General features: G+C 67.5%; 3 protein-coding genes. All 3 read left to right on the plus strand.

Features of this window, described 5'->3' with window-relative positions:
* Nucleotides 1–136: 136 nt before the first annotated feature.
* Nucleotides 137–655 (plus strand): hypothetical protein, encoded by a 519-nt coding sequence (locus tag Q0C41_RS30440; protein ID WP_291990635.1) that lies wholly within the window; start codon nucleotides 137–139, stop codon nucleotides 653–655.
* Between the two features lie 440 nt (nucleotides 656–1095).
* Nucleotides 1096–2631: an endonuclease/exonuclease/phosphatase family protein gene (locus tag Q0C41_RS30445; protein WP_291990637.1), complete on the plus strand. Its 1536-nt coding sequence runs from the start codon at nucleotides 1096–1098 to the stop codon at nucleotides 2629–2631.
* A gap of 168 nt (nucleotides 2632–2799) precedes the next feature.
* Nucleotides 2800–3767, plus strand: a 968-nt coding sequence (locus Q0C41_RS30450; protein ID WP_291990639.1) for a hypothetical protein, incomplete at its 3' end; no start/stop codon positions are given.

The following is a 3767-nucleotide window of genomic DNA, read 5'->3' on the forward strand; positions in this document are numbered from 1 at the left end:
CGTCGGAGCCCTCGGCGCGGCGGGCGGGGCGCAGGCGCAGGATGCGCTGCGCGGCAAGCTGCTCTACCACGACATCGGTCACCGCACGGGTGCAGGAGTCAGCTGCATCGACTGCCATGGGGGAATCCCTGGGGGCTTGCACGGCATCGGCAAGGCAGCGGGCGCGCCGGAGGCGATCGAGTACGCGCTCGCCACGATCCACCAGATGGCTCCGCTGCGCGGTCAGGTCACCGCGGCCGACATGTCGGATCTGGCCGCCTACCTTGCGCGACCGGACGTTCCGAGCCCGGACCTGCGCGTGGGCACGGTGGGGCCGGAAGGCGGGTTCACGCCGGCCGAACGGGTCACCTTCGCGGTGGGCCCCACGAACGGCAGCGAACCGACCGCGACCATTCGTCTCGCCAACGTCGGTGCCACGGCCGTGCGTCTGCGTTCGGGGCCGGCCATCGCCGGGCCGAACGCGCCGCGGTTCGCGATCACCGCGACCGACTGTACCGTCGGCCGTGAGCTTGCCGGCGGCCAGGGGTGCACCATCACCGTGGCATTTCGGCCGGGGAGAGTGGGTGGGGTGCAAACCGCGAGCCTGGGCGTGGCACACGACTGGCTTCGCGGCGGTACTTACCTCGCGCTGATCGGCAGGGCTGCGGTGCGTTGATTCCTCCCGGCCCCTCGGCGTGGACCGCAGGGACGGCCGGAAGAGCCGCATGACCCCTGCATCGACGGGAGGAAGCAAGGCGAGTCGACGCTCTGCCGCCGGGCGACACCGCTCCTCGACCAGGCGTCGGCTTCGCCCCTCTGCAGAGGCGATCTCCCCATCGTCGTCGACGCCGCGGGCCGTGCGGGCTTCCCTGCACGCTGGGTTCGACGCGGCGATCGGTCACCGTGCATGGTTCGGTGGGACCATTTCAATTGGCATTTCCGCGCGTCGTCGCGTCACGTTCGGACGCTAGCCTCACGCAGGTGAGCGCCGGGGATCACCTGCCGCAAGGCGGCCCCGGGTGCCGCGTCCGTCCAGCCCCGGGAGCGACGGTGCATTCCGCGAGCGCGCCGTCGCACGGGTACGGTGTCACCACACGAGACTCAGGGAGGATACGCATGAAGATCATGCGCAAGTCACTGGCGGTTGCCGTAGCGTTGGCGTTGTCCGGGGGGGCAACTGCCGCGGGTACGGACCTTTCGGCGTCGCCCACGGTCCGTTTCGCCACCTTCAACGCGTCGCTCAACCGCGACGCCGTCGGACAACTCCTCTCCGACCTCTCGAATCCCGGAGGCGCCGACTTCACGACGACGGTCGGACGACGGATCCAGCAGGCCCGGAACGTCGCCGAGATCATCCAGCGCGTGCGGCCCGACGTCCTGCTGATCAACGAGTTCGACTTCGACCTCAACGGCGCTCCGACCGCTTCCGGCGTGCCGATGCCGCGCGGCTATTCGAGCAGCGCGGCGGGGTTGTTCCAGTCGAACTTCCTCTCGGTGCCCCAGGGCAACGCCGTTCGGGGGAGCACGAGCCCGATCGAGTTCGCCCACCGGTACACGCCGAACACCAACACGGGTCTGCATTCGGGCTTCGATCTGAACAACTTCACCCCGCCGGCTTCGGGCCTGCCGGCCGGAACACCGGTCTCGACCCCGGGGGTTGCGGGATACGGAGACGACGCGTTCGGCTTCGGCAACTTTCCCGGCCAGTTCGGCATGACGATCTATTCGAAGTACGAGATCGTGCGGGTGCGCAGCTTCCAGAACTTCCTCTGGAAGGACATGCCGAACAATCTCCTCACGAACGATCCCAGCGGCGGCGGGAACAACCTCGCGAGCTTCTATTCGCCCGCCGAGATCGCGGCCCTGCGGCTCTCCTCGAAGAACCACGTCGACGTCACCCTCAAGATCAACGGCGTGGAGGTGCACTTCCTCACGGCACACCCCACCCCACCCGTGTTCGACGGAAGCGAGGATCGCAACGGCAAGCGCAACCATGACGAGATCCGGTTCTGGAAGGACTACGTGAACGGAGCGGGCTACATCTACGACGACGCCGGCACGTTCGGCGGTCTCGCAGCCGGAGCGCGGTTCGTGATCGCCGGCGACTACAACGCGGATCTCTGCGACGGCGACAGCTACAAGGTGACGTGCCTGGCACCGAACACCCCGGGGATCGGCCCGAACGCGATCGGCCAGCTCCTGACCGATCCGCTGATCAACGTGAGCGTCACGCCCCAGTCCGCCGGCGGCACGCAGGCAGCGACCGACCCGAACAACAACGGGGGCAACCTAGGGAACCTGGCGCACGTCCAGGATCCGAAGTTCGACACAGCCGACTTCAACGACGCCAACCCGGGCAATCTGCGCGTGGACTACGTGCTTCCGTCCGGAAACCTCGCCATTCTGGACGCAGGCGTTTTCTGGCCCGTCGACGGCAATCAGGCCGACGGCAACACGAGCGGAGATCTGTTCGACCTCGTCGGCCAGTTCAACAAGCCCGGCTTGTACGCAGGGTTGCCGAGCTCCGATCACAAGGCGGTCTGGGTCGACATCGCGGCGCCGGTCCCGGAGCCAGAGACCTACGCCATGATGCTGTGCGGGCTGGGGATCGTCGGATGGGGCCTGCGCAGGCGGGCGCGGCGCGCCGACTGATTCGCGCTGCCGGTCGGGGGAGCGGACCCGCCCCCGATCGGCGATCTGGATGCCGGCGCCCGAGCGCGAGAACGTACGGCCGGCTTCGGGTTACTGCGCACGTTCGCCCGACGTATCTTTGGGGCACCGCAGATCGACGCGGCATTGGCTTCCCCGTCGGAGGTTCCCATGCGCAGACGATTCCGCTCCGTCGCCCTTGCCGGCCTTCTCGCGACCAGCGCCCACGCCGCAGAGGTTTTCAACGGCTCCATCACCTTCGAAACGCAGAGCCAGAGTCTGTGGAGCAGCGGCGCGGCGTTTCAGTTCGGCTACCAGGATTTCTTCGGCATCACTCCCGCGGCCCGCAGCGGGACGGTGCCGCCGTTCAATTCCTCCTGGTCGGTCGACCCCTATTTCCAGTTCGATGCGAATCTTCGGGCCGGGATCGGGGTCGGTGCGAACGTCACCGGAGGATCGATCGACGCGAGTCTGGGCTACAGCGTCTCGCTCAACGCGCCAGGCACGATCGTCAAGGGACAGGCCTTCTCGCTGGCCGGCAGCGCACTGCAGTCGGGGGCTTCCTCCTTCAGCGTGCAATCCCCGAATGCATCGGCCTACGTGGACGGCATTCTCCAGATCTACCTCGGCGGCTACATGCGTTTCGTCACGAGCGGGCTCATGGGCGACCACGACTACCGGATGGGCAGGCGCGGATTCACCGATGGATCGACCACCAACACGCCCTACCGCACCCTGGCCAACGTCGATCGTTCTCCCGAGATCGTGTCGGTCAATCGCAACGACAGCGGTCAACTGCGCGTGCTGGGCACCAATCAGGGCGGGATCGGTTCGCAGTACCAACTCGGGTCGACCACGATCACGGCGGGCGACTGGCGCGTCGCGCCGAGCGGAGCCTACGACGGCAACGTGGTCCGTGGCAGCGACCAGAAGACGCTGCTCACGGCGGCGCTAGACGTCGATCAGCTCGCGATGGGCGGCGTGCCCGCGCTCGGGACCGGCGTGGCCCACGACTGGTGCTTGATCGCGATGGATTTCGGCTACGAGATCGTCGACCTCACCGCCACGTTGCAGATGGGGCTGCGGCAGAGCCTCAGCCTGCAGTCGAACCTGCTCGTGCAACTGCTCTTCAGCGAGGA

The sequence above is a fragment of the Luteitalea sp. genome (assembly GCF_022842525.1).
GTDB lineage: Bacteria > Acidobacteriota > Vicinamibacteria > Vicinamibacterales > Vicinamibacteraceae > Luteitalea.

Coding starts and splice junctions, on each gene's coding strand:
- Q0C41_RS30445 (WP_291990637.1), top strand. CDS start 1,096: ATGAAGATCATGCGCAAGTCACTGGCGGTTGCCGTAGCGTTGGCGTTG.